This is a genomic window from Azohydromonas australica DSM 1124 (genome assembly GCF_000430725.1).
In the GTDB taxonomy this organism is placed as follows: domain Bacteria; phylum Pseudomonadota; class Gammaproteobacteria; order Burkholderiales; family Burkholderiaceae_C; genus Azohydromonas; species Azohydromonas australica.
On sequence record NZ_KE387204.1, the window covers coordinates 31,793 to 52,261 of the forward strand.

The following is a 20,469-nucleotide window of genomic DNA, read 5'->3' on the forward strand; positions in this document are numbered from 1 at the left end:
CGCCATGAGCCCGGATGCCGCCCCGCCCTCGACCTCCCCGACGCCCACGCCTGCGCCCGTGACTTCACCCGTACCTGCCCCCGTACCGGCCTCGGCCCCCACGCCCGCGCCCGCAGCGCCCGCAGCGCCCGCGGCTCCCACGCCACCCGCCCCCGCCGGCGCGGCGCCGGCCGCGGCTGCGACTGAGCCCGAAACCCCGGCCGTGCGCCGCCGGCGGCTGATGTCCATGGCGGCCTTTGCCGCCTTCGCGCTCGCCGGCGTGCTGGCGGTGCTGTACGCATGGCAGCTGCCGCCCTTCGCTTCGGCAGTGCAGCGCACGGAGAACGCCACGGTGCGCGGGCAAGTCACGCTCATCGGCACGCAGCTCAGCGGTTTCGTGGCCGAGGTGCTGGTGCAGGACTTCCAGGCCGTGCGGCGCGGGCAGCTGCTGGTGCGGCTGGACGACCGCCTCTACCGCCAGCGCGTGGACCAGGCCCGCGCCCAGCTCGCGGCGCAGCAGGCCTCGCTGGCCAACGCCGCGCAGCAGCGCGGCAGCGCCGAGGCCGCGGTGGCGCAGGCGCAGGCCACGCTGCTCAATGCGCGGGCGCAGGCCGCGCGCGCCGAGGCCGACCTGCGCCGCGTGGAGGCGCTGTCCGCCGACGGCTCCCTCTCGCTGCGCGAGCGCGACGCCGCGCGCGCCGCCCGCGTGCAGGCCCTGGCGGCCGTGGAGCAGGCCCGCGCCGGGCTGGCATCGGCGCGCACCAACGTCACCAGCGTGGGCGTCAACCGCGGCGCGCTGGAGGCGGCGGTGGCCGGCGCGCAGGCCGCGCTGCGGGCGGCCGAGATCGACCTGGGCAACACCGAGCTGCGCGCCCCGGCCGACGGGCAGCTCGGCGCCGTCACCACGCGCGTGGGCGCCTTCGTGGCCGCCGGCACCCAGCTCGCCTCGCTGGTGCCGCCGCAGCGCTGGGTGGTGGCCAACCTCAAGGAAACGCAGATGGCGCACGTGCGCCCGGGCCAGCCCGTCACCTTCACCGTGGACGCGCTGGAGAACGCGCGCCTGCGCGGCCACGTGGAGCGCAGCTCGCCAGCCACGGGCTCGGAGTTCAGCGTCATCGCGCCCGACAACGCCACCGGCAACTTCGTGAAGATCGCCCAGCGCATCCCCGTGCGCATCGCCATCGATCCGGACCAGCCGCTGGCCGCGCAGCTCAAGCCAGGCATGTCGGTGGTGGTGAGCATCGACACCGGCGTGCAGCCCGCGGCCTCCGCCGCCTCCACGGCACCGGCGGAGCCGAGCACTTCGGCAGTGCCGGCCGTCCCGGCGGCCGATCCGGCCCCGACGGCGGCGCAAGGTGCGCGATGAGCTGCCCCGGCCCGCGCCCAGCGGCCCGGCGCACGGCGCTGGCCGCCACTGCCGCCGCGCTGCTGCTGTCCGCCTGCGCGCTGCGCTCCAACCCGCCGCTGCCGCCCGCCGCGGTCGAAACCCCCGCCGCTTGGCGCAGCCCGGCTGAAAGCGCCGCGCCGCCGGACGCCGCCTGGTGGCGCGCCTTCGGCGACCCGGTGCTCGACGATCTCATCGCCCAGGCCCAGGCGCGCAACGCGGACCTCGCCACCGCGCGCGAGCGCGTGGCCGAGTACGCGGCGCGGCTGCGCGTGGCGGCGGCCGGGCTCAGCCCGAACCTCTCGCTGAGCGCCGGCCCCGCGCGGGCCCGGGCCCGCACGCCTGCCGGTGCCGTGGCCGAAAGCACCGTGCTGCAGCTGGGCGCGCAGGCCAGCTACGAGGTGGACCTGTGGGGCCGGCTGCAGTCGCTGGAGGCCGCAGCGCTGGCGCAGTTGCAGGGCCAGCGCGCCGCGGCCGATGCGGCGGCGCTGTCCATCGCCGCCACCACCGCCACGGGCTACCTCAACCTGCGCTCGCTGGACGCGCAGCTCGCGCTGGCGCGCGCGACACTGGCCTCGCGCGAGCAGTCGCTGCGCCTGGCGCGGCGCCTTTACGAGGAGGGTTACAGCTCGCGGCTGGACTTCGTGCAGGCCCAGGCCGAGCTGCACGGCGCCGCCGGCACGGTGGCGCAGCTCGAACGCTCGGTGGCGCAGCAGGAGAACGCGCTCGCGGTGCTGCTGGGCCGCGCGCCGGGGCCGCTGCCGCGCGGCACGGCGCTGGAGGCGCTGATTTCGCCGCCGGCTGCGGCGCCGCTGCCGTCGTCGCTGCTGCGCCGCCGTCCCGACCTCGCCCAGGCCGAGCAGGCCGTCGTGGCCACCGATGCCGCGCTGGCCGCGGCGCGCGATCAGCTCCTGCCCGCACTGCAGCTCAGCGCCTCCGCCACCTACCAGGGATTCACGCTGCACCAGCTGCTGGATGCGCCGACGCTGCTGTGGAGCGTGGGCGCGAGCGTGCTGGCGCCGGTGTTCCAGGGCGGGCGGCTGCGGGCGCAGGCCGACGTGGCACAGGCGCAGCGCGCGCAGGCGCTGCATGCCTACGAGCAGGCGGCGCGCAACGCCTTCGCCGAGGTGGACAACGCGCTGGCGGCCATCGCCTCGCTGCGCGAACAGCGCGAGCAGGCGCTGCTTCGCCGCGACGCCGCGCTGGAGGCGCTGCGCATCGCGCGCAACCGCTACCGCAACGGCTATGCCTCGTACCTGGAAGAGCTTGATGCCCAGCGCAGCAGCTACGCCGCCGAGCAGGGTGTGCTGCAGCTGCAGGGCGCGCTGCTGTCCGCGCACGTGGACCTGGCGCGGGCGCTGGGCGGCGGCTGGAGCGGCGAGGCGGTGCAACCGGTTTCTGTGTCGCGCGAGGGCGTGGCAGTGAGGGAGTGACCTTTTGCGCAGGAATCCGTTTCTTGTGCGCCGTGCGTGAAGCCGTACCGCGGCGGGGCTGCCCCCATCTCCTAGAGTGTGGGTCCCTGCGGCGGGGGAGCCCTCTCCATGCCTGCCGCTCCGAGCTCATGACGCAACAAGACACCCCCCCTCCCGCTTCCTCCCTTGGCCTCCTGGCGCGGATGCCGTGGTGGGTGGGCGTGGCCCTGGCGCTGGCGGCCTTCGTCGCGCTGCACGCGGCCGGCGACCGGCCGGCCAGCGACGGCACGCAGCTGCTGGTCAGCGTGGGACAGGTGCTGGTGCCGCTGCTGTGCCTGCTGCTGGCGGCGCTGTCGGCCTGGCAGCGCCGGCTGGCCGCGTCGAGCCTGCTGCACGCGGCGGCGCTGGACTCCACCGCGCCACTGCACATGCCGGCGCAGACCCCCGATTTCGAAGACACCGTGCCGCCCTGCCCGCTGTGCCACGGCGCCATGGTGCGCCGCGTGCACCGCCTGGGCCCTCAAGCCGGCCAGGTGTTCTGGCGCTGCCTGAACCACCCGGCGTGCTCGGGGCAGCGCGAGGCGGAGTGAGGCGCCGCCGGCGTGGCCGGTGCCCAGTCCCGCAGCCGAGGCCGGGACACCCTCCCAAGAAAAAAGGCTTCCAGGCGCCTGAGCGATCCTGAAAGCCTTCCAGCACGACAGCCGGGAAAACCGGGGCACCCGCCCCGGCCTCGCTCACTCCACCGTCACCGACTTCGCCAGGTTGCGCGGCTTGTCCACGTCCGTGCCGCGCGCGCAGGCCGTGTGGTAGGCCAGCAGCTGCAGCGGCACCACGTGCAGGATCGGGCTGAGCACGCCGTAGTGCTCGGGCATGCGGATCACCTGCGTGCCCGGCGAGCTCTCGATGCGGGTGTCGGCATCGGCGAACACGAACAGCTCGCCGCCGCGCGCGCGCACCTCCTGCAGGTTGCTCTTGAGCTTCTCCAGCAGCTGGTCGTTGGGCGCGACCGTGACCACCGGCATCGCCGCCGTCACCAGCGCCAGCGGGCCGTGCTTGAGCTCGCCCGCCGGGTAGGCCTCGGCGTGGATGTAGCTGATCTCCTTGAGCTTGAGCGCCCCCTCCAGCGCCACGGGGTAGTGCAGCCCGCGGCCCAGGAACAGCGCGTTCTCCTTGCTGGCGAACTCCTCGCTCCAGGCGATGACCTGCGGCTCCAGCGCCAGCACCGCCTGCACCGCGGCGGGCAGGTGGCGCAGCGCGCGCACGTGCGCGCCCTCCTGCTCGTCCGTGAGGCGGCCGCGCACCTGCGCCAGCGCCAGCGTCAGCAGGAACAGGCCCACCAGCTGCGTCGTGAAGGCCTTGGTCGAGGCCACGCCGATCTCCACGCCGGCGCGCGTGAGGAAGCTGAAGCGGCACTCGCGCACCATGGCGCTGGTGCCCACGTTGCAGATGGTCAGCGTGTGCTCCATGCCCATCCCGCGCGCGTGCTTGAGCGCGGCGATGGTGTCGGCCGTCTCGCCGCTCTGGCTGATGGTGACCACCAGCGTCTTCGGGTCGGGCACGCTGTCGCGGTAGCGGTACTCGCTGGCGATCTCCACGCTGGTGGGAATGCCGGCGATGGACTCCAGCCAGTACTTGGCAGTGCTGCCGGCGTAGTAGCTGGTGCCGCAGGCCAGGATCAGCACCTGGCGCACGTCCTTGAACACCGCCGTGGCGCCCTGGCCGAACAGCTCGGGGCTGACGTGCTCCAGGCCTTCGAGCGTGTCGGCGATGGCGCGCGGCTGCTCGAAGATCTCCTTCTGCATGTAGTGGCGGTAGGGGCCCAGCTCGGCGGCGCCGCTGTGGGCGTGCACGGTGCGCACCTCGCGCTGCACCGGGCGGTAGCCGCCGTCGGCTTGGCGCGCGCTGATCCAGCTCTTGCCCGGCTGCAGGTCCACCACGTCGCCTTCTTCCAGGTAGACGATCTGGTCGGTCACGCCGGCCAGCGCCATGGCGTCGGAAGCCAGGAAGTTCTCGCCCTCCCCCACGCCCAGCACCAGCGGCGAGCCCTGGCGGGCGCCCACCACGCGCTGCGGCTCGTCGCGGCAGAACACGGCGATGGCGTAGGCGCCGCGCAGCCGCTGCGTGGCGCGCTGCACGGCCTCGAACAGGTCGCCTTCGTAGAGGTGGTTCACGAGGTGGGCGATGACCTCGGTGTCGGTCTGGCTCGCGAAGACGTAGCCGCGGCCCTGCAGCTCGGCGCGCAGCTCCTCGTGGTTCTCGATGATCCCGTTGTGCACCAGCGCGACGCGGTCGCCCGAGAAGTGCGGATGCGCGTTGTGCTCGGCCGGGGCGCCGTGCGTGGCCCAGCGCGTGTGCGCGATGCCGGTGCCGCCGGCCACCCCGTCCTGCGCCACCTGCGCCGCCAGCTCGGCCACGCGCGCCGTGCTGCGCGTGCGCCGCAGCGCGCCGTGCTGATGCACCGCCACGCCGCAGGAGTCGTAGCCCCGGTACTCCAGCCGCTTCAGGCCTTCCAACAACACCGGAACGATGTCACGCCCCGCCACGCCAGCCACGATCCCACACATGTCGAACCCTCCTTGGGAGAAACAATGGGCGGCATCGTAGGCAGTTCAAGATGCAAGGTGCTTGCAAGTTGCGGGACTAGTTGGCGTTTTCTTGCAGGTTACTGCTTGTACGATAATTTATTTCATTCAAGCTGAATGAATGAAATAATTTTGCTCATGACAATCCCCTTGGATGAAGTGGACCGGCGCCTGTTGGCGCTGCTGCAGGACGATGCCAGCCGATCGAACCAGGCGCTGGCCGAGGCGGCCGGCATCTCTCCGGCCACTGCGCTGCGCCGGGTGCGGCGGCTGGTGGACGAGGGCGTGATCGAGCGCCAGATGGCGCTGGTCTCGCCCGCCGTGCTGCCCGACAGCCTCACCGCCATCGTCGAGATCACGCTGGACCGCCAGGGCGCGGAGCACCAGGCGGCCTTCGAGGCGCGCGTAAACGCGGAAGGCGCCGTGCAGCAGTGCTACCGCGTGGCCTCCGGGCCGGACTTCGTGCTGGTGCTGTGGGTGCCGGGCATGACGGCCTACCAGGCGCTGGTGCAGCGCCTGTTCACGCAGGACGCCAACGTGCGCAACGTGCGCTCCTTCTTCAGCCTGCAGCGCACGAAGTTCGAGCCGCGAATCGAGCTCACTTCTTCATCACCACCAGCCCCTTGAGGTACTCGCCCTCCGGGTAGGCCAGCGTGGTGGGGTGGTCGCAGGCGGCCTCCAGGCGCGCCAGCAGGTAGCCGTCCACGCCGGCGTCGCTGCCCGCGCCGGCCACGATCTTGTGGAACAGGTCCGGCCCCACGCCGCCGGAACAGGAGAAGGTCAGCAGCACGCCGCCGGGCTCCAGCAGCATCAGCGCCAGGCGGTTGATGTCCTTGTAGGCGCGCGCGGCGCGCTCGGCATGCGCGGCCGAGGAGGCGAACTTGGGCGGGTCCAGCACGATGGCGTCGAAGCGCTCCCCGCGCTGCAGGCAGCCGCGCAGGTACTGGTTGACGTCGGCGTCGGCGAACTCCGCGCGCGCCAGGTCGAAGCCGTTGAGCTCCACGTGCGCCTTGGCGCGCGCCAGCGCCGGGGCGGAGGAGTCCACGCTCACCACGCGCGTCGCGCCGCCGGCCAGCGCCGCGACGCTGAAGCCGCCGGTGTAGCTGTAGCAGTTGAGCACGCGCTGCGCGCCCAGGCGCTTGACCCACTCCATGAAGCGAAGCCGGTTGTCGCGCTGGTCCAGGTAGTAGCCGGTCTTGTGCCCTTCGGCCACGTCCAGCGTCAGGCGCCAGCCGTGCTCGCGGATCGTGACCGCCGTGTCGCCTTCGCCGCGCAGCCAGCCGCTGACCGGCTCCAGCCCTTCGAGCGCGCGCACGCCGGGGTCGGAGCGCTCGTAGAGGCGCGTGAGGCCCGTGGCCGCCAGCAGCGCGTCGGCGATGGTGGCCTTCCAGCGCTCCGCGCCGGCGAAGAGGAACTGCGCGCTGAGCACGTCGGCGTAGCGGTCCACGATCAGCCCCGGCAGCCCGTCGGCCTCGCCGTGGACCAGCCGCACGCCGTCGCTGTCGATGGGCAGCCGGCTGCGCAGCCGCACGGCCTGCTCGATGCGCCGCTGGAAGAAGGCGGCGTCGATGCGCTCGCTCTCGTCGAAGCTCCAGGCGCGCACGCGGATGGAGGAGGAAGGGCTGAAGGCGCCCCAGGCCAGGAAGCCCCCTTCGGCGCTTTCCACGCGCACGGTTTCGCCGGAATCGGCCTTGCCCTTGGCGATGGAGCCTTCGAACACCCAGGGATGCTTGCGCAGCAGCGAGCGCTCCCGGCCCTCGCGGATTCGGATCGATTTCATGGGGGCGGATTGTCCATGCCCCCACCGGCCCGCCCGGCGGCACGGGGCTTGGCGATCAGCGCAGCCCGTCACGCCCGGCGCGGGCGCGTGCGCCGCCGCGGGCCTTCAGCCGTCCTTCTTCTTCGCCCGCGGATGCGCCGCGTCGTACACCTTGGCCAGGTGCTGGAAGTCCAGCCGGGTGTAGATCTGGGTCGTGGTGATGCTGGCGTGGCCCAGCAGCTCCTGCACCGCGCGCAGGTCGCCGCTGGACTGCAGCAGGTGCGAGGCGTAGCTGTGGCGCAGCATGTGCGGATGCACCGAGGTCGGCAGCCCGGCCTGCAGCGCCTGGCGCCGCAGCCGCGAGCGCACCTGCGAGGCGGTCAGCCGCGTGCCGCGCCGGCTCACGAACAGCGCGCGCTCGCCCGAAGCGGCCATCAGCGGCCGCTGCGCCAGCCAGCGCTGCAGCGCCGCCAGCGCCGCGCTGCCCACCGGGCCGCTGCGGCGCTTGGAGCCCTTGCCCATCACGTGCACGGTGGCGTCGGGCAGGTCCACCCAGCCCGCGGCGCCCTCGCCGGCGCCCACGTCCAGGCCCACCAGCTCGCCCACGCGCAGCCCGCAGCCGTAGAGCAGCTCGACGATGCAGTGGTCGCGCGCGGCCAGCGCCGGGTCGTCGCCCTCGCCCTCGTGCTCGGCCAGCGCCATCGCCTGCTCCACCGACAGCGCCTTGGGCAGCGGCTTGCCGGCCTTGGGCGCGCGCAGCCCCATCACGGGGTTGAGCGGCACCTCGCCGTTCTGGCCCCACCAGCGGTAGAGCCCGCGCCAGGCCGAGAGGATCAGCGCGATGCTGCGCGGCGCCAGCCCGCCGGCGTGCAGCGCCGCCATCCAGCCGCGCACGTGGTGCGGCTGCGCCTGGCGCAGCGCCACGCCCTCCTCGCCGGACAGCGCCACCAGGCGCTGCAGCGCGTCGCGGTACAGCTCCAGGCTGCGCGCCGCCAAGCGCCGCTCCACCTGCAGGTGCAGCAGCCAGCGCTCCAGGTCCTCGGGCAGCGTGGCGGGGACGGCAGCGGGCGCGGGCGCGGAAACCGCAGGCACGGTGGCCGCGGCCTTTGAAGGGCGTGCCATGGCGTCAGCGTGGCAGCAGCTGCGACAGCGCCGCGGCGGCGATGTCGCCGATGCGCACCAGGAAGTCCACGCCCATGTCGCTCTCGAAGCGGGTGGCGTCGGGCGAGCCCAGCATCAGCAGCCCGAAGCTGCCGGGCGCGTGCTCGCTGCGCAGCGGGATGCAGGCGATGGACAGCGCCGGCGTGCCGTCGTGCAGCCACTGCGCCGCCTCCACCTCGCCGGTGTTGAGCCCGCACAGCGGCAGGGTCAAACCGTCGGTGAACTCGCGCACCGCGCCGGGCTCGGCCAGCACGAAAGGCTCGTGCGCGAAGGCGGCGTCCACGCCCCACAGGCGCAGCGCGGCCTGGGGCACGAGGAAGCGGCTCTTGATCTCGTCCACCAGCAGCGCGGGCAGCGCGCGGGGCTCGCGCGCGAGCATCACGGCGCGGGTCCAGCGGTGCAGCCGGTCGGCGATGGCCGAGTTCTCCTGCCCGTGGCGGATCATCTCCATCAGCCGCCCTTCCAGCCCCTTGATGCGCTCGCGCAGCAGCAGCGCCTGGCGCTCCTGCAGCGAGATGGCGCGCGTGCCGTGCGGGCTGGCCAGCCGCACCTCGGCCAGCAGCTCGGCGTGGCGCTCGAAGAAGGCCGGATTCAGCGACAGGTACTGCGCGATGTCGTCTTCGGTGATGCCGTCGATGCCTCTGCTCACAGCTCGATCTCCCCCTCGAACACGGTTTGGGCGGGGCCGGTCATGAACACGTGCGCGTCGCCGCCGGCCCACTCGATGGTCAGGCGCCCGCCGGGGGCATCCACGTCCACGCGGTGGTCGAGCCAGCCCAGCCGGATGCCGGCCACCACCGCCGCGCAGGCGCCGGTGCCGCAGGCCAGGGTCTCGCCGGCGCCGCGCTCGTACACGCGCAGCCGGATGTGGCTGCGGCTGACGACCTCCATGAAGCCGGCGTTGACCCGGCGCGGGAAGCGCTCGTGGCCTTCGATCTGCGGCCCCTCGATCGCCACCGGCGCGCGCTGCACGTCGTCCACGCGCCGCACCGCGTGCGGGTTGCCCATGGAGACCACGGCCACCTCGACCTCGTCGCCGTCGCCCAGCGCCAGCGGCCAGAGCTGGAAGCCGTTGAGATCGCGCGGCGCCAGGCCGGCGGGGTCGAAGGGGATGCGCGCGTGCTCGAACACGGGCGCGTTCATGTCCACGGTGACGCGGCCGTCGTCCTGCAGCCGCAGCTCCAGCAGCGTGTTCATGGTTTCCACGCGCACGCTGCGCTGCGCGGTGAGGTGCTGGTCGTGCACGAAGCGCACGAAGCAGCGCGCGCCGTTGCCGCACTGCTCCACCTCCTCACCGCTGCCGCCGTTGAAGATGCGGTAGCGGAAGTCGACGCCGGGGGTGGCGCTCTTCTCCACCACCAGGATCTGGTCGGCGCCGACGCCGAAGCGCCGGTCGCCCAGGCGGCGGTAGTGCTCGGGGGTCAGCGCCAGGGGCTGCTGCGTGGCGTCGATGACCACGAAGTCGTTGCCCGCGCCCTGCATCTTGGTGAAGCGGAGTTTCATGCGCGGGATTATCGGCCGGTGCCCGCAGGCGCCCGGCCGGTGCGGGCGAGCTGCCGCGGCTCAGGAATGCTCGGCCGCGGCGATGGCCGCGAGCAGCTCCTCATCGGAGCTGCCTTCCTCCCAGCCGCGCGGCAGCCGGATGCGCACGCTGGCCGCGCCGCCGCTGGGCGTGCAGGCCACGGGCACGGTGCCGTCATCGCCCTCCACCTTGTCGGCGGCGGCTTCAGCGTCGGCGCCGCTGGCGTCGCCCAGGCCGGAGAGCGCCTGCACGCAGCTCCAGCGGGTGTTGTCGGCGTCCTGCACTTCGCGCTGCTTCATGGCGCTGGCTGCCTCAGGCGCGGCCTTTGCGGCTGCTGCCGCCCTCGGGGCCCATCTGGCCGCCGCGGCTCTGCTCCTGGCTGGTGGCGCGTTCCTGGCTGCCCAGGCCACCTTGCGAATCCACGCGCCCGTCGGTGGAGCCCATGCCGCCCTGCTCGGCGCGGCTCTCGTCGGCGCTGCTGGCGCCGAGCTGCGTGCCGCTGGTCTGGCCGGCGTGCGTGCCGCCCTGCATCTGCTTGTTCGGGGCGGTCTTGTCGCCCTGGGCGCTGGAGCTGCCTTGCTGGGATTGCTGCTGGTCGGAAGACAGGGTGCGGTTGCTCATGTCGGTCTCCTGGCAAGGGAAAAGAGGCGTGACCTGGGTCGGCAACCGGGAGTCCCGCAGCGGCGCGAATCGTGATGTCACTGCACTGCGGTGATTACCTGGTTTGGCTGCAAGCCAGTACCGGGACAGACCTCCTGCGTTGCCGGGCACAAGCTCCTATGCCAGAACCGGCAATTGACTGCTAGAACCTGGAAAAAGCCATCGAGAGGGGTTTTCACATGAGAGCCATGGCGGCATTGCGCCTGTTTGCGGCGCTGCAGTTCGGGATATGTATTTCCGTACTTCAAGGCTGCGCCACGGCAGAAGGCCCGTTGTTTTCGAAGCCCCAGCCGCCACTGAACGGCAAGGCAAGCATTTACCTCTACCGCACCAGCGGCCTATTCGCCTTCACCGAGGCATTCCGCGTCTTCGTTGACGGCAAGGATGTCGGCGGACTGCCCAATGCCTCTTTCCTGTCCCTGCAGTTACCGCCCGGCCTGCATGTGCTCAAGGTGGCGCCGGGTGGCTTCGGACTGAGCAGCAGCCTGGATATCGTGGTGCAGGCTGGCATCACGGCCTATTACCAATACGACTTCATCAACAGTTTGCTGGGAAATCATTTTTTTATCGGCTCTTCCATTGAGCCACGGCCAGCCGATTGGGCACTGGCGGATTTGAGAGCTTTGAAATCCGCACTGCCCCGTGAAACGCTGGAGCTGGATTTCCCCGGGCTGTACGCACAAGTGGATGACATCAATGCCGTGCCCAGCCTGAACGAGCGCGGCCGGGACGGATACCGCCATTGGCTGCGCCAGCAGAAACCCCGGGCCTTCGTGCTGGGCCGCGATGGCGTATGGAATTCCACCTGGGGTCTCCAGCCTCCGAATCCCATCGACCCCAAGGACCCGACCGAGCGCGCACTGCGCCACTGCGAGCAGCGCGGGCGCGGTCCGTGCAAGGTTTACGCGGTCGATGACATCGTGGTCTGGCAGCAGGAGGTGCGATAGGCCAGCACCGCGACACGCCTGGCCTCAGCCGTACAGCGACGGCTCCCCCGCCGGCCGCGTCTTGAACCGCTTGTGGACCCACAGGTACTGCGCCGGGCAGTGCCGGATCTGCTCCTCGATCCAGCGGTTCATGCGCGCGGCGTCGGCCTGCGCGTCCTCGGTGGGCCAGTCGTCCCAGGCCGGCAGGAACTTCACCTTGTAGCCCTGGCCGCCGGGCAGCATCTCCGCCACCACCGGCTGCACCACCATGTTCAGCGAGCGCGCCATCTTCGACGGCGCCAGCAGCGTGGCCGCGGGCACGTCGAAGAAGGGCACGAAGGCCGCGTCCTGGATGCCGAAGTCCATGTCGGGCAGGTTGAAGAAGGCCCAGCCGCGGCGGATGGCGCGCACCAGCGGCAGCGCGCGCTCGCTGCGCGCGAACACCTCGCCCTGGTTGAAGCGCAGCCGGCCCTTGCGGATCTCGGCGTCCCACACCGGGTTGCTCTGCGCCTGGTAGATCGAGCCCACCTTCTGCTTCTGGAACAGCTGCGTCGCCACGCCGGCCACGTCCAGCCCCACGAAGTGCGGCACCAGCCACATCACCGGGCGCTCGCTGCGCTCGGCCAGCGTCACGTCGCCTTCGACGTGGATCAGCGTCTTCAGCCGCTCCACCGGCGCGTACCAGAGCAGCCCGCGCTCCAGCAGGCTGCGGCCGAGCCAGCCGAAGTGCTCGCGCACCAGCCGCTCGCGCTCGGCCGTGTCCATGTGCGGGAAGCACAGCGCCAGGTTGCGCAGCGCGATGCGGCGGCGGCTGCCGGCCAGCGCGTGCAGCAGCTTGCCCAGGCCCTGCCCGATCGCGGCCTGCGCGCCCAGCGGAAGACGGTAGATGGCACGCAGCAGCCCGATGCCCAGCTTGGCTCCAAAGCTCATTGGGGCACCCTCGCGCTGCGCGGGACGGATCGCCCGCTTCGGAGCGGCCGTGCGGGGGCGCTCACGAGGCGGTCCTCTGGTCGGCAGCGACGGGGGCCGGGGCCGGGCGCGGCGTCTTGTAGCGGTGGTAGCCCCAGAGGTACTGGGCGGGGTTGCACATGATCAGGCGTTCCATTTCTTCATTGATGCGGCGCGCGCAGGCCTGCTGCAGCGCCTCGCTGTCGGGTTGATCGGCACCGGGCAGGGGCTGCTGAGGCGCGCTCACGTGCACGACGAAGCCGCGGCCGCGCGGCAAGCGCTCGGCCCACATCAGCAGCCAGTCGGCGCCGGTCTGGCGCACGAGCTTGGCCGCCAGCGTCATGGTGTAGGCGTCGCGGCCGAAGAACGGCGCCCAGGCGCCCATGCCCTGCGGCGGCACCTGGTCGGGCAGCAGGCCCACGTTCTCGCCGCGCTTGAGCGCGCGCAGCATCTGGCGCACGCCCGCCAGCGTGGCCGGCGCGGTGGCCATGCCCGGGCGGGCACGGGCCGTCTCCTCCAGCTCGCGCAGCGCGGCCTTGTCGGAGGGGCGGTAGAGCACCGTCAGCGGGTGCGTGGCGCCCCAGCGCTCGGCGAAGGCGCGCGCCGTGACCTCGAAGCAGCCCAGGTGCGGCGTCAGCAGCACCAGCCCCTTGCCGCGCGCCAGCGCCTGCTCGATCAGCTCCGCCCCCTCCCAGCGGCACGCGGGCGACACCAGGCCGTCGCGCAGCCACAGCCACGGCGCCTCTGCGGCCATGCAGCCGGCCTGCGCCACCGACGCGCGGCGCTGCGCCGGCGTCAACCCCGCCAGCGCGGCATTGGCCCGCAAGCGCTTGCGGTAGGTCGGCGACAGCCCGTAGGTGATCCACCCCAGAAAGGCCCCCAGAGCGTGCAGTCTTCGCAACGGCCAGGTTGCCATCCAGCGCAGGAGAGAGTTCATCGTTGAATAGAATCGAAACGTCGCCGGTTTAAAGGACAACTTGCGGGGCGACGCGGGTGTGAATCCCGCCGGGCCGTCAGGCTCGACAAATGCCGCTAAAGCGTTCGCCGATACCTCCGAAAGAGCCGGCAACGCAAGCCAGCCAACCCAGGAGTGTAAAAAAGTGGCGAACGACTTCCTCTTCACCTCGGAGTCCGTCTCCGAAGGCCATCCCGACAAGGTCGCGGACCAGATCTCGGACGCGATCCTCGACGCGATCTTCACGCAGGACCCGCGCAGCCGCGTCGCGGCCGAGACGCTGTGCAACACCGGCCTCGTGGTGCTCGCCGGCGAGATCACGACCAACGCGCACGTGGACTACATCCAGGTCGCGCGCGACACGATCAAGCGCATCGGCTACGACAACACCGAGTACGGCATCGACTACAAGGGCTGCGCCGTGCTCGTGGCCTACGACAAGCAGAGCAACGACATCGCCCAGGGCGTGGACCACGCCTCTGACGACTACCTGAACATCGGCGCCGGCGACCAGGGCCTGATGTTCGGCTACGCCTGCGACGAGACGCCCGAGCTCATGCCCGCGCCGATCTACTACGCGCACCGCCTCGTGGAGCGCCAGGCCCAGCTGCGCAAGGACGGCCGCCTGCCCTTCCTGCGCCCGGACGCCAAGAGCCAGGTCACGATGCGCTACGTGGACGGCAAGCCCCACAGCATCGACACCGTGGTGCTCTCCAGCCAGCACGCGCCCGAGATGAGCGACGGCACGAAGATGAAGCCCGAGTTCATCGAGGCCGTGGTCGAGGAGATCATCAAGCCGGTGCTGCCTAAGGAGTGGCTCAAGGAGACCAAGTACCTGGTCAACCCGACCGGCCGCTTCGTCATCGGCGGCCCGCAGGGCGACTGCGGCCTGACCGGCCGCAAGATCATCGTGGACACCTACGGCGGCGCCTGCCCCCACGGCGGCGGCGCCTTCTCGGGCAAGGACCCGACGAAGGTGGACCGCTCGGCCGCCTACGCCGCGCGCTACGTGGCCAAGAACATCGTCGCCGCCGGCCTGGCGCGCCAGTGCCAGATCCAGGTCGCCTACGCCATCGGCGTGGCCGAGCCGATGAACGTGACGGTCTACACCGAGGGCACCGGCCGCATCCCCGACGAGCGCATCGCCGAGATCGTGCGCGAGGTCTTCGACCTGCGCCCGAAGGGCATCATCCAGATGCTCGACCTGCTGCGCCCGATCTACTCCAAGACCGCCGCCTACGGCCACTTCGGCCGCGACGAGCCGGAGTTCTCCTGGGAGAAGACCGACAAGGTCGCCGTGCTGCGCGACCTGGCGGGCAAGTAAGCCGGCCCCCAGGTCATCAGACTTCCCAATCCCGTTCGGGCTGAGCCCTTCGACAAGCTCAGGGCGAACGGGAAGGTTTCTGGTGACCCTCTGAGCGCGGTACAAGCAGCTCCTTCAACGCCCGGCCCGGGCTGCCACAGCGCAGCGCGGGCCGGGCGTTTCGCTTTGGGCGCACGTTCCCGGCCGGTGCCGCGGCCACGCCATCGGCGCCCGCCGCCGGGCCGCCTCCGGGACTTCCCTAGAATCGCCCGCATTTCCCGTCGCCGCGCCCCGGCCTGAACAGCCCGCGCGCCGCGCGACCCGCCGTCCTCCGGCCCCGTTGCCGGACCACCACGGAGAACCCGCTGATGCCCACCCCCAGCCAGGACCAAAAACCGTCGTTCCTGCGCCGCATACCCATGGCCTTCGGGGCCTTCTTCAGCCTGCTGGGCAACGCCGACAAGGCCTCGCGCTACGAGCGCCTGGACGAGCCGCCCGCGCCGCCGCCCCCGGCCGCCCCGCCGCCCGCCCCCGTCGCCGCCCCGAAGCCGGCGCCCGTGCCCAAGCCTGCCCCGGCCCCCGCGCCCGTGGCGCCCGTGGTGCTGCGCGAGTCCGGCCCCGAGGCCGCGCTGCAGCTGCTGGCGCTGCTGCAGCGCGAGGCCCGCTTCATCGACTTCATGCAGGAAGACCTCGCCGGCCACGCCGATGCCGACATCGGCGCCGCCGTGCGCGTGGTGCACGCCGGCTGCCGCAAGGTGCTGCAGGAGCACTTCCGCATCGAGCCGGTGCGCACCGAATCCGAAGGCAGCCGCGTCACGCTGCAGCCGGGCTTCGACGCCGCGAGCGTGAAGCTCACCGGCAACGTGGTGGGCCAGCCGCCCTTCACCGGCACGCTCAGCCACCGCGGCTGGCGCGCGGCCGAAGTGAAGCTGCCCAAGCTGGCCGAGAAACATGACGCGCGCGTGCTCGCGCAAGCGGAGGTGGAGCTGTGAGCGACGAAACGAATTTCGATACCGAGGGCCAGGCCGAGGACCAGGGCACGCCGGCCGGCCCGCGCTACGCCATCGGCATCGACCTGGGCACCACGCACTGCGCGCTGTCATGGGTCGATCTGCAGACCAGCGACGGCGAGAAGACGGTGCAGGGCTCGATGGCGATCCCGCAGCTCACCGCGCCCGGCGCGGTCGAGGAGCGCTCGCTGCTGCCCTCGTTCCTGTACCTGCCGCACGCCGAGGAGCTGGCGCCGGGCGACATGGCGCTGCCCTGGACCGGCGAGCAGGACTTCATCGTCGGCGACCTGGCGCGCAGCCGCGGCGCCACCACGCCGATCCGCCAGGTCTCCAGCGCCAAGAGCTGGCTGGGCCACACCGGCGTGGACCGCCGCGCCGCGATCCTGCCAGCCGGCGCCCCGGCGGAAGTGACCAAGGTGTCGCCGGTGGACGCCTCCATCCGCTACCTGGAGCACCTGCGCGCCGCCTGGAACGACGCGCACCCCGAGGCGCCGCTGGACCAGCAGAGCCTGACGGTGACCATTCCCGCCTCCTTCGACCCGGCCGCGCGCGAGCTCACGGCCGAGGCCGCCAACCGCACCTTCGGCACGCACTTCACGCTGCTGGAGGAGCCCCAGGCCGCGCTCTACAGCTGGATCCAGGGCAGCGCCGGCACCTGGCGCAAGCAGGTCAAGCCGGGCGACGTGATCCTGGTGGTGGACGTGGGCGGCGGCACCAGCGACTTCAGCCTCATCGCCGTCATCGAGCGCGAGGGCAACCTGGAGCTGCACCGCGTGGCGGTGGGCGACCACATCCTGCTCGGCGGCGACAACATGGACCTGGCGCTGGCGCACGTGGTGGCCCGCAAGCTGGCTGCCGGCGGCACCACGCTGGACCCGTGGCAGATGCGCTCGCTCACCCAGGGCTGCCGCGTCGCCAAGGAAGTGCTGCTGGCCGACCCCGAGGCGCCGGCGCAGCCCATCGTCGTGCCCAGCCGCGGCTCGCGCCTGATCGGCGGGACCATCCGCACCGAGCTCACGCGCGAGGAAGTCACCGGCACGCTGGTGGAAGGCTTCTTCCCGCAGGTGGGCGCCGACGCCCGCCCCGTCACGCGCACCCGCGCCGGCCTGACGCAGGTCGGCCTGCCCTACGCGCAGGACGCGGCCGTCACCCGGCACCTGGCGGCCTTCCTGGCGCGCCAGGCCGGCGCCACGGCCGAGCTGCAAGGCTTCGACCACGCCGCGGCCGAGGGCGCGACCTTCCTGCACCCGACCGCGCTGCTGTTCAACGGCGGCGTCTTCAAGTCGCCGGTGCTGGCCGAGCGGGTGCTGGCGGTGCTCAACGGCTGGCTGGAGGCCGAGGGCGCGCCGGCGGCGCGGCTGCTCGAAGGCGCGGACCTGGACCGCGCCGTGGCCCAGGGCGCGGCCTACTACGGCTACGTGCGGCGCGGGCGCGGCGTGCGCATCCGCGGCGGCACGGCGCAGGCCTACTACGTGGCCATCGAGTCCGCCATGCCGGCCGTCCCGGGCATGGAGCCGCCCATCTCGCTGCTGTGCCTGGCGCCCTTCGGCATGGAAGAAGGCACGGAGGCCGAGGTGCCGGAGATGGAGTTCGGCCTGGTGGTGGGCGAGCCGGTGCACTTCCGCTTCTTCGGCTCCAGCGTGCGGCGCCAGGACCAGGTCGGCACGCTGCTGGACTTCTGGTCGGACGAGGAGATCCACGAGCTGGAGGAGATCCAGGCCACGCTGCCGGCCGAGGGCCGCAGCCCTGGCGAGGTGGTGCCCGTGAGCCTGCAGGCGCGCGTGACCGAGACCGGCACGCTGGAGGTGATCGCCGTGCCGCGTGACGGCAGCGCCCGCTGGAAGGTGGAGTTCGACGTGCGCGGCAGCGAAGGAGCCGCCGCGGCGGCATGAAGAAGAGCGGCGCCGCGGCGGCCTCGCCCTGCCTGGTCGGCATCGACCTGGGCACCACGCACACCGTGGTGGCCTGGGCCGAGCCCGGCGCCACCGCGATCGAGCTGTTCGAGGTCGACCAGCTCATCGCCCCCGGCGAGGTCGGCCGCGCGCCGCTGCTGCCCTCGCTGCGCTACCACCCCGCCCCGGGCGAGCTGGCGCCCGAGGCGCTGCAGCTGCCCTGGCACTCGGACGAGAGCGCCGTCATCGGCGAGCTGGCGCGGCGCCTGGGCGCGCAGGTGCCCGGACGGCTGGTGGCCAGCGCCAAGAGCTGGCTCTCGCATGCCGCGGTGGACCGGCTCGCGCCGACCCTCCCGTGGGGCGCCGAGGCCGAGGTGCCCAAGGTGTCGCCGCTGCAGGCCAGCGCCAGCTACCTGGCGCACGTGCGCGCCTCGTGGAACACGCGCTTTCCGGGCCGTCCGCTGGAGCGGCAGGATCTCGTCCTGACCGTCCCGGCCAGCTTCGACGACACCGCGCGCCAGCTCACGGTGGAGGCCGCGCGCGAGGCGGGCCTGCCGAACCTGCGCCTGCTGGAGGAGCCGCAGGCGGCCTTCCAGGACTGGGCCTTCAAGCACCGCGCCGACCTGGCGCAGGCGCTGGGCGGCGCGCGGCTGGTGCTGATCTGCGACGTGGGCGGCGGCACCACGGACCTGAGCCTGGTGCGCGTGGCCGGGGACGGGAAGAAGCTCGACCGCATCGCCGTGGGCCAGCATCTGATGCTGGGCGGCGACAACGTGGACCTGGCGCTGGCGCACCTGGCAGAGCAGCGCCTGGGAGGCGAGCGCCTCTCGGCCGGCCGCCTGACGCAGCTGGTGGAGCGCTGCCGCGTCGCCAAGGAACAACTGCTGGCGGCCGACGCGCCGGAGAGCGCCAACGTCACGCTGCTGGGCGGCGGCAGCCGGCTCATCGGCGGCTCGCGCACGGTGGTGTTCACGCGCGAGGAGGTGCAGGCGCTGGCGCTGGACGGCTTCTTCCCGCACGTGGCGCCGGACGAGCCGGTGAAGCGCAGCCGCGCGGCGCTGGTGGAGTTCGGGCTGCCCTACGCGGCCGACAGCGCCGTCACGCGCCACGTCGCCGCCTTCCTGCGCCAGCACGCCGACACGGCGCGGCAGGCACTGGGCACGAACGACGCCTTCCCGGTGCCGGACGCGCTGCTGCTCAACGGCGGCGTGTTCAAGGCACACGCCATCGCGCAGCGGCTGCTGGCCGTGCTGTCGACCTGGCGCGGCGCGCCGGTGCGGCTGCTGTCCAACGCCGACCCGGACCTGGCCGTGGCGCGCGGCGCCGTGGCCCACGGCCTGGCGCGCCGCGGCGCCGCCCCGAAGCTCGGCGGCGGATCGGCACGCGACTACTGGCTGCAGCTCGACGCGCACCGCGCCGTGTGCGTGCTGCCGCGCGGCACCGAGCCCGGCGTGGAGGTGCCGCTGCAGGAGCGCCGCTTCGCGCTGCGCGTGGGGCAGCCGGTGAATTTCATGCTGCTCTCCAGCGTGGGCGGCGCGCAGCCCGCGCCCGGCGCGCTGGTGGACCCGGCCGCGGGCGAGTTCACGAAGCTGCCGCCCGTCTCGACGGTGGTGCAGGCGGCGGACCAGCGGCGCGAGCTGCCGGTGACGCTGTCGGCCTCGCTCACCGAGGTCGGCACGCTGGCGCTCCAGGCCACCGACGAGGGCGGGCAGCCGCATGCGCTGGAGTTCCGGCTGCGCGGCCTGGGACCGTCCGGCAGCCCGGACGCCGGCGTGCATCCGCGCCTGGACGAGGCGCTGGAGCGCATCGCGCGGGTGTTCGGCCCGCGCGCCAAGGACGTGACGCCCAGGGAGGTGCGGCAGCTGCGTTCGGCACTGGAGCAGCTGCTGGGCGCGCGCGAGCGCTGGGGGCTGCCCCTGCTGCGCCGGCTGTTCGACGCGCTGCTGCAGCACGCGCGCGGCCGGCGCCGCTCGGCCGACCACGAGCGGCTGTGGCTGAACCTGGCCGGCTGGTGCCTGCGCCCGGGCTTCGGCTTCGCCGCCGACGACTGGCGCGTGCAGCAGCTCTTCTCGCAGTTCGAAGGCGGCGTGCAGCATCGCGGCGACGCGCAGGTGGCCGCCGAGTGGTGGACGCTGTGGCGCCGCGTAGCCGGCGGCCTGGACGAGGCAGCGCAGGGCCGGCTGCTGCAGGACTTCGCATTCAACCTGCAGGGCGAAGGCGAGCGCCCGGCCGGGCTGGTGGGCGGCAGCCGCGAGGACATGCTGCGCCTGGGCGCGGCGCTGGAGCGCATCCCGGCCGAGTACAAGGCCGAGATCGGCGACTGGCTGCTGGGGCAGGTTTCGGAGGCGGCGGCGCCCGCGTCCGGAAAACCGGCGGCCAAGGCGGCGAAAGCCAAGGGCGCCTCGCCCGCCGCGCTGGAGTTGTGGGTGCTGGGCCGGCTGGGCGCGCGCACGCCGCTGTACGGCAGCGCGCACACGGTGGCGGCACCGGCAGCGGCGGCGCGCTGGATCGAGGCGCTGCTGGCGCTGGACTGGCGCGTGGTGCCGGCCGCGGCACTGGCCTGCGTGCACCTGGCGCGGCGCACGGGCGACCGCTCGCGCGACGTCGATGAGGCGCTGCGCGAGCGGCTGCTGCAGCGGCTGGCGGAGGCCGGCGTCGCCGGCCACTGGATCGATCTCGTGCGCGAGGTGCGCGCGCTGGACGAGGCGGCGGAGCAGCAGGCCTATGGCGAGGCGCTGCCGCCGGGGTTGAGGCTGCTGGCGTAGGGCGCTGTCCGAGATCCCGGACGCCCTCCGGTCCGCCCGTCCGGCCCCCCGGTCCCCGAAAACCACTGCGGCGGACCGCATTCCTTGTAAATCAGGCACTTAAGGCAGCCGGCGTTCCTGGCACCCGGCTTGCACAAGACGTCTTCGCTGGCCACCCCCCGTTTTCACCCCTGGCCGGTCGCGAGGAGACGTTCATGGACACCGTCCAGAA

The 20,469-nt window shown here is 72.8% G+C and carries 18 protein-coding genes; 9 read left to right on the forward strand and 9 right to left on the reverse strand.

Translation table 11 applies throughout. The annotated features are described in order from the left end of the window. The first annotated feature begins 4 nt into the window (after window positions 1-4). From H537_RS44735 to H537_RS0122030, 3 genes are all read left to right on the forward strand, one after another. On the forward strand, window positions 5-1,345 hold the full coding sequence (locus H537_RS44735) for an HlyD family secretion protein (RefSeq protein ID WP_084150868.1): 1,341 nt from the start codon (window positions 5-7) through the stop codon (window positions 1,343-1,345). Beyond that, window positions 1,342-2,796 (forward strand): efflux transporter outer membrane subunit, encoded by a 1,455-nt coding sequence (locus H537_RS44740; protein ID WP_064736022.1) that lies wholly within the window; start codon window positions 1,342-1,344, stop codon window positions 2,794-2,796. The genes H537_RS44735 and H537_RS44740 overlap by 4 nt, the downstream gene beginning before the upstream one ends. A 128-nt stretch (window positions 2,797-2,924) precedes the next feature. Further along, window positions 2,925-3,365 (forward strand): hypothetical protein, encoded by a 441-nt coding sequence (locus H537_RS0122030; protein ID WP_169517067.1) that lies wholly within the window; start codon window positions 2,925-2,927, stop codon window positions 3,363-3,365. Window positions 3,366-3,509: 144 nt separating this feature from the next. Here the strand turns inward: H537_RS0122030 and glmS are convergent, their stop codons facing one another. After that, on the reverse strand, window positions 3,510-5,339 hold the full coding sequence (gene glmS / locus H537_RS0122035; protein WP_028999571.1) for a glutamine--fructose-6-phosphate transaminase (isomerizing): 1,830 nt from the start codon (window positions 5,337-5,339) through the stop codon (window positions 3,510-3,512). 156 nt (window positions 5,340-5,495) lie between these two features. Here glmS and H537_RS0122040 point away from each other — a divergent pair, with 156 nt between their 5' ends. Continuing rightward, window positions 5,496-5,984 carry an Lrp/AsnC family transcriptional regulator gene (locus tag H537_RS0122040; protein WP_043459622.1) on the forward strand — a complete coding sequence of 163 codons (489 nt, stop codon included), beginning with the start codon at window positions 5,496-5,498 and terminating at the stop codon, window positions 5,982-5,984. On the opposite strand, the gene H537_RS0122045 is transcribed toward H537_RS0122040, so the two are convergent. The 6 genes from H537_RS0122045 to H537_RS0122070 all read right to left on the reverse strand — a co-directional run bounded on the left by H537_RS0122045 (window position 5,956) and on the right by H537_RS0122070 (window position 10,420). Further along, on the reverse strand, window positions 5,956-7,137 hold the full coding sequence (locus tag H537_RS0122045) for a class I SAM-dependent rRNA methyltransferase (protein ID WP_028999573.1): 1,182 nt from the start codon (window positions 7,135-7,137) through the stop codon (window positions 5,956-5,958). The two genes, H537_RS0122040 and H537_RS0122045, sit on opposite strands and share 29 nt — an antisense overlap. Window positions 7,138-7,242: 105 nt before the next feature. Then, entirely contained in the window at window positions 7,243-8,238 is a 996-nt protein-coding gene (locus tag H537_RS0122050; protein ID WP_084150869.1) for a tyrosine recombinase XerC, read from the reverse strand. Window positions 8,239-8,242: 4 nt separating this feature from the next. Beyond that, window positions 8,243-8,926 (reverse strand): DUF484 family protein, encoded by a 684-nt coding sequence (locus H537_RS0122055; protein WP_028999575.1) that lies wholly within the window; start codon window positions 8,924-8,926, stop codon window positions 8,243-8,245. Beyond that, a complete protein-coding gene (dapF, locus tag H537_RS0122060; protein WP_028999576.1) occupies window positions 8,923-9,780 on the reverse strand; it encodes a diaminopimelate epimerase in 858 nt (285 codons plus the stop codon). Before dapF ends, H537_RS0122055 begins: the two co-directional genes overlap by 4 nt. A 60-nt stretch (window positions 9,781-9,840) precedes the next feature. Then, window positions 9,841-10,098, reverse strand: coding sequence for a hypothetical protein (locus tag H537_RS0122065; protein ID WP_028999577.1), 258 nt, complete (start codon window positions 10,096-10,098; stop codon window positions 9,841-9,843). Between the two features lie 13 nt (window positions 10,099-10,111). Beyond that, window positions 10,112-10,420: a hypothetical protein gene (locus H537_RS0122070; RefSeq protein WP_028999578.1), complete on the reverse strand. Its 309-nt coding sequence runs from the start codon at window positions 10,418-10,420 to the stop codon at window positions 10,112-10,114. 227 nt (window positions 10,421-10,647) lie between these two features. On the opposite strand from H537_RS0122070, the gene H537_RS0122075 reads away from it, so the two are divergent. Beyond that, the gene (locus tag H537_RS0122075; protein WP_169517068.1) at window positions 10,648-11,406 is read left to right on the forward strand and encodes a DUF2846 domain-containing protein; all 759 of its coding nucleotides are present in this window, start codon (window positions 10,648-10,650) and stop codon (window positions 11,404-11,406) included. Window positions 11,407-11,430: 24 nt separating this feature from the next. Here the strand turns inward: H537_RS0122075 and H537_RS0122080 are convergent, their stop codons facing one another. Next, entirely contained in the window at window positions 11,431-12,315 is an 885-nt protein-coding gene (locus H537_RS0122080; protein ID WP_028999580.1) for an LpxL/LpxP family acyltransferase, read from the reverse strand. 61 nt (window positions 12,316-12,376) lie between these two features. Beyond that, window positions 12,377-13,270 (reverse strand): lysophospholipid acyltransferase family protein, encoded by an 894-nt coding sequence (locus H537_RS0122085; RefSeq protein WP_028999581.1) that lies wholly within the window; start codon window positions 13,268-13,270, stop codon window positions 12,377-12,379. A gap of 163 nt (window positions 13,271-13,433) precedes the next feature. Between H537_RS0122085 and metK the strand changes: the two genes are divergently transcribed. The 4 genes from metK to H537_RS0122105 all read left to right on the forward strand — a co-directional run bounded on the left by metK (window position 13,434) and on the right by H537_RS0122105 (window position 20,258). Then, complete coding sequence (gene metK / locus H537_RS0122090; protein ID WP_028999582.1) at window positions 13,434-14,612, forward strand: methionine adenosyltransferase; 1,179 nt, start codon at window positions 13,434-13,436, stop codon at window positions 14,610-14,612. A gap of 347 nt (window positions 14,613-14,959) precedes the next feature. Then, window positions 14,960-15,583 carry a DUF2760 domain-containing protein gene (locus H537_RS0122095; RefSeq protein ID WP_028999583.1) on the forward strand — a complete coding sequence of 208 codons (624 nt, stop codon included), beginning with the start codon at window positions 14,960-14,962 and terminating at the stop codon, window positions 15,581-15,583. A 71-nt stretch (window positions 15,584-15,654) separates the two neighbouring features. Further along, the gene (locus H537_RS0122100) at window positions 15,655-17,493 is read left to right on the forward strand and encodes an Hsp70 family protein (RefSeq protein ID WP_028999584.1); all 1,839 of its coding nucleotides are present in this window, start codon (window positions 15,655-15,657) and stop codon (window positions 17,491-17,493) included. Then, window positions 17,490-20,258, forward strand: a complete 2,769-nt coding sequence (locus tag H537_RS0122105; RefSeq protein ID WP_051243091.1) for an Hsp70 family protein — start codon at window positions 17,490-17,492, stop codon at window positions 20,256-20,258. Before H537_RS0122100 ends, H537_RS0122105 begins: the two co-directional genes overlap by 4 nt. Window positions 20,259-20,469: the final 211 nt, after the last annotated feature.

Excerpts from the sequence above, each read along its gene's own strand:
- dapF (WP_028999576.1), bottom strand. The coding sequence starts at position 9,780 with ATGAAACTCCGCTTCACCAAGATGCAGGGCGCGGGCAACGACTTCGTG.
- H537_RS0122040 (WP_043459622.1), top strand. The coding sequence starts at position 5,496 with ATGACAATCCCCTTGGATGAAGTGGACCGGCGCCTGTTGGCGCTGCTG.
- H537_RS0122075 (WP_169517068.1), top strand. The coding sequence starts at position 10,648 with ATGGCGGCATTGCGCCTGTTTGCGGCGCTGCAGTTCGGGATATGTATT.
- H537_RS0122065 (WP_028999577.1), bottom strand. The coding sequence starts at position 10,098 with ATGAAGCAGCGCGAAGTGCAGGACGCCGACAACACCCGCTGGAGCTGC.
- H537_RS0122070 (WP_028999578.1), bottom strand. The coding sequence starts at position 10,420 with ATGAGCAACCGCACCCTGTCTTCCGACCAGCAGCAATCCCAGCAAGGC.
- H537_RS0122050 (WP_084150869.1), bottom strand. The coding sequence starts at position 8,238 with ATGGCACGCCCTTCAAAGGCCGCGGCCACCGTGCCTGCGGTTTCCGCG.
- H537_RS0122105 (WP_051243091.1), top strand. The coding sequence starts at position 17,490 with ATGAAGAAGAGCGGCGCCGCGGCGGCCTCGCCCTGCCTGGTCGGCATC.
- H537_RS0122080 (WP_028999580.1), bottom strand. The coding sequence starts at position 12,315 with ATGAGCTTTGGAGCCAAGCTGGGCATCGGGCTGCTGCGTGCCATCTAC.
- H537_RS0122045 (WP_028999573.1), bottom strand. The coding sequence starts at position 7,137 with ATGAAATCGATCCGAATCCGCGAGGGCCGGGAGCGCTCGCTGCTGCGC.
- H537_RS0122030 (WP_169517067.1), top strand. The coding sequence starts at position 2,925 with ATGACGCAACAAGACACCCCCCCTCCCGCTTCCTCCCTTGGCCTCCTG.
- H537_RS44735 (WP_084150868.1), top strand. The coding sequence starts at position 5 with ATGAGCCCGGATGCCGCCCCGCCCTCGACCTCCCCGACGCCCACGCCT.
- H537_RS0122095 (WP_028999583.1), top strand. The coding sequence starts at position 14,960 with ATGCCCACCCCCAGCCAGGACCAAAAACCGTCGTTCCTGCGCCGCATA.
- glmS (WP_028999571.1), bottom strand. The coding sequence starts at position 5,339 with ATGTGTGGGATCGTGGCTGGCGTGGCGGGGCGTGACATCGTTCCGGTG.
- H537_RS44740 (WP_064736022.1), top strand. The coding sequence starts at position 1,342 with ATGAGCTGCCCCGGCCCGCGCCCAGCGGCCCGGCGCACGGCGCTGGCC.
- H537_RS0122085 (WP_028999581.1), bottom strand. The coding sequence starts at position 13,270 with ATGAACTCTCTCCTGCGCTGGATGGCAACCTGGCCGTTGCGAAGACTG.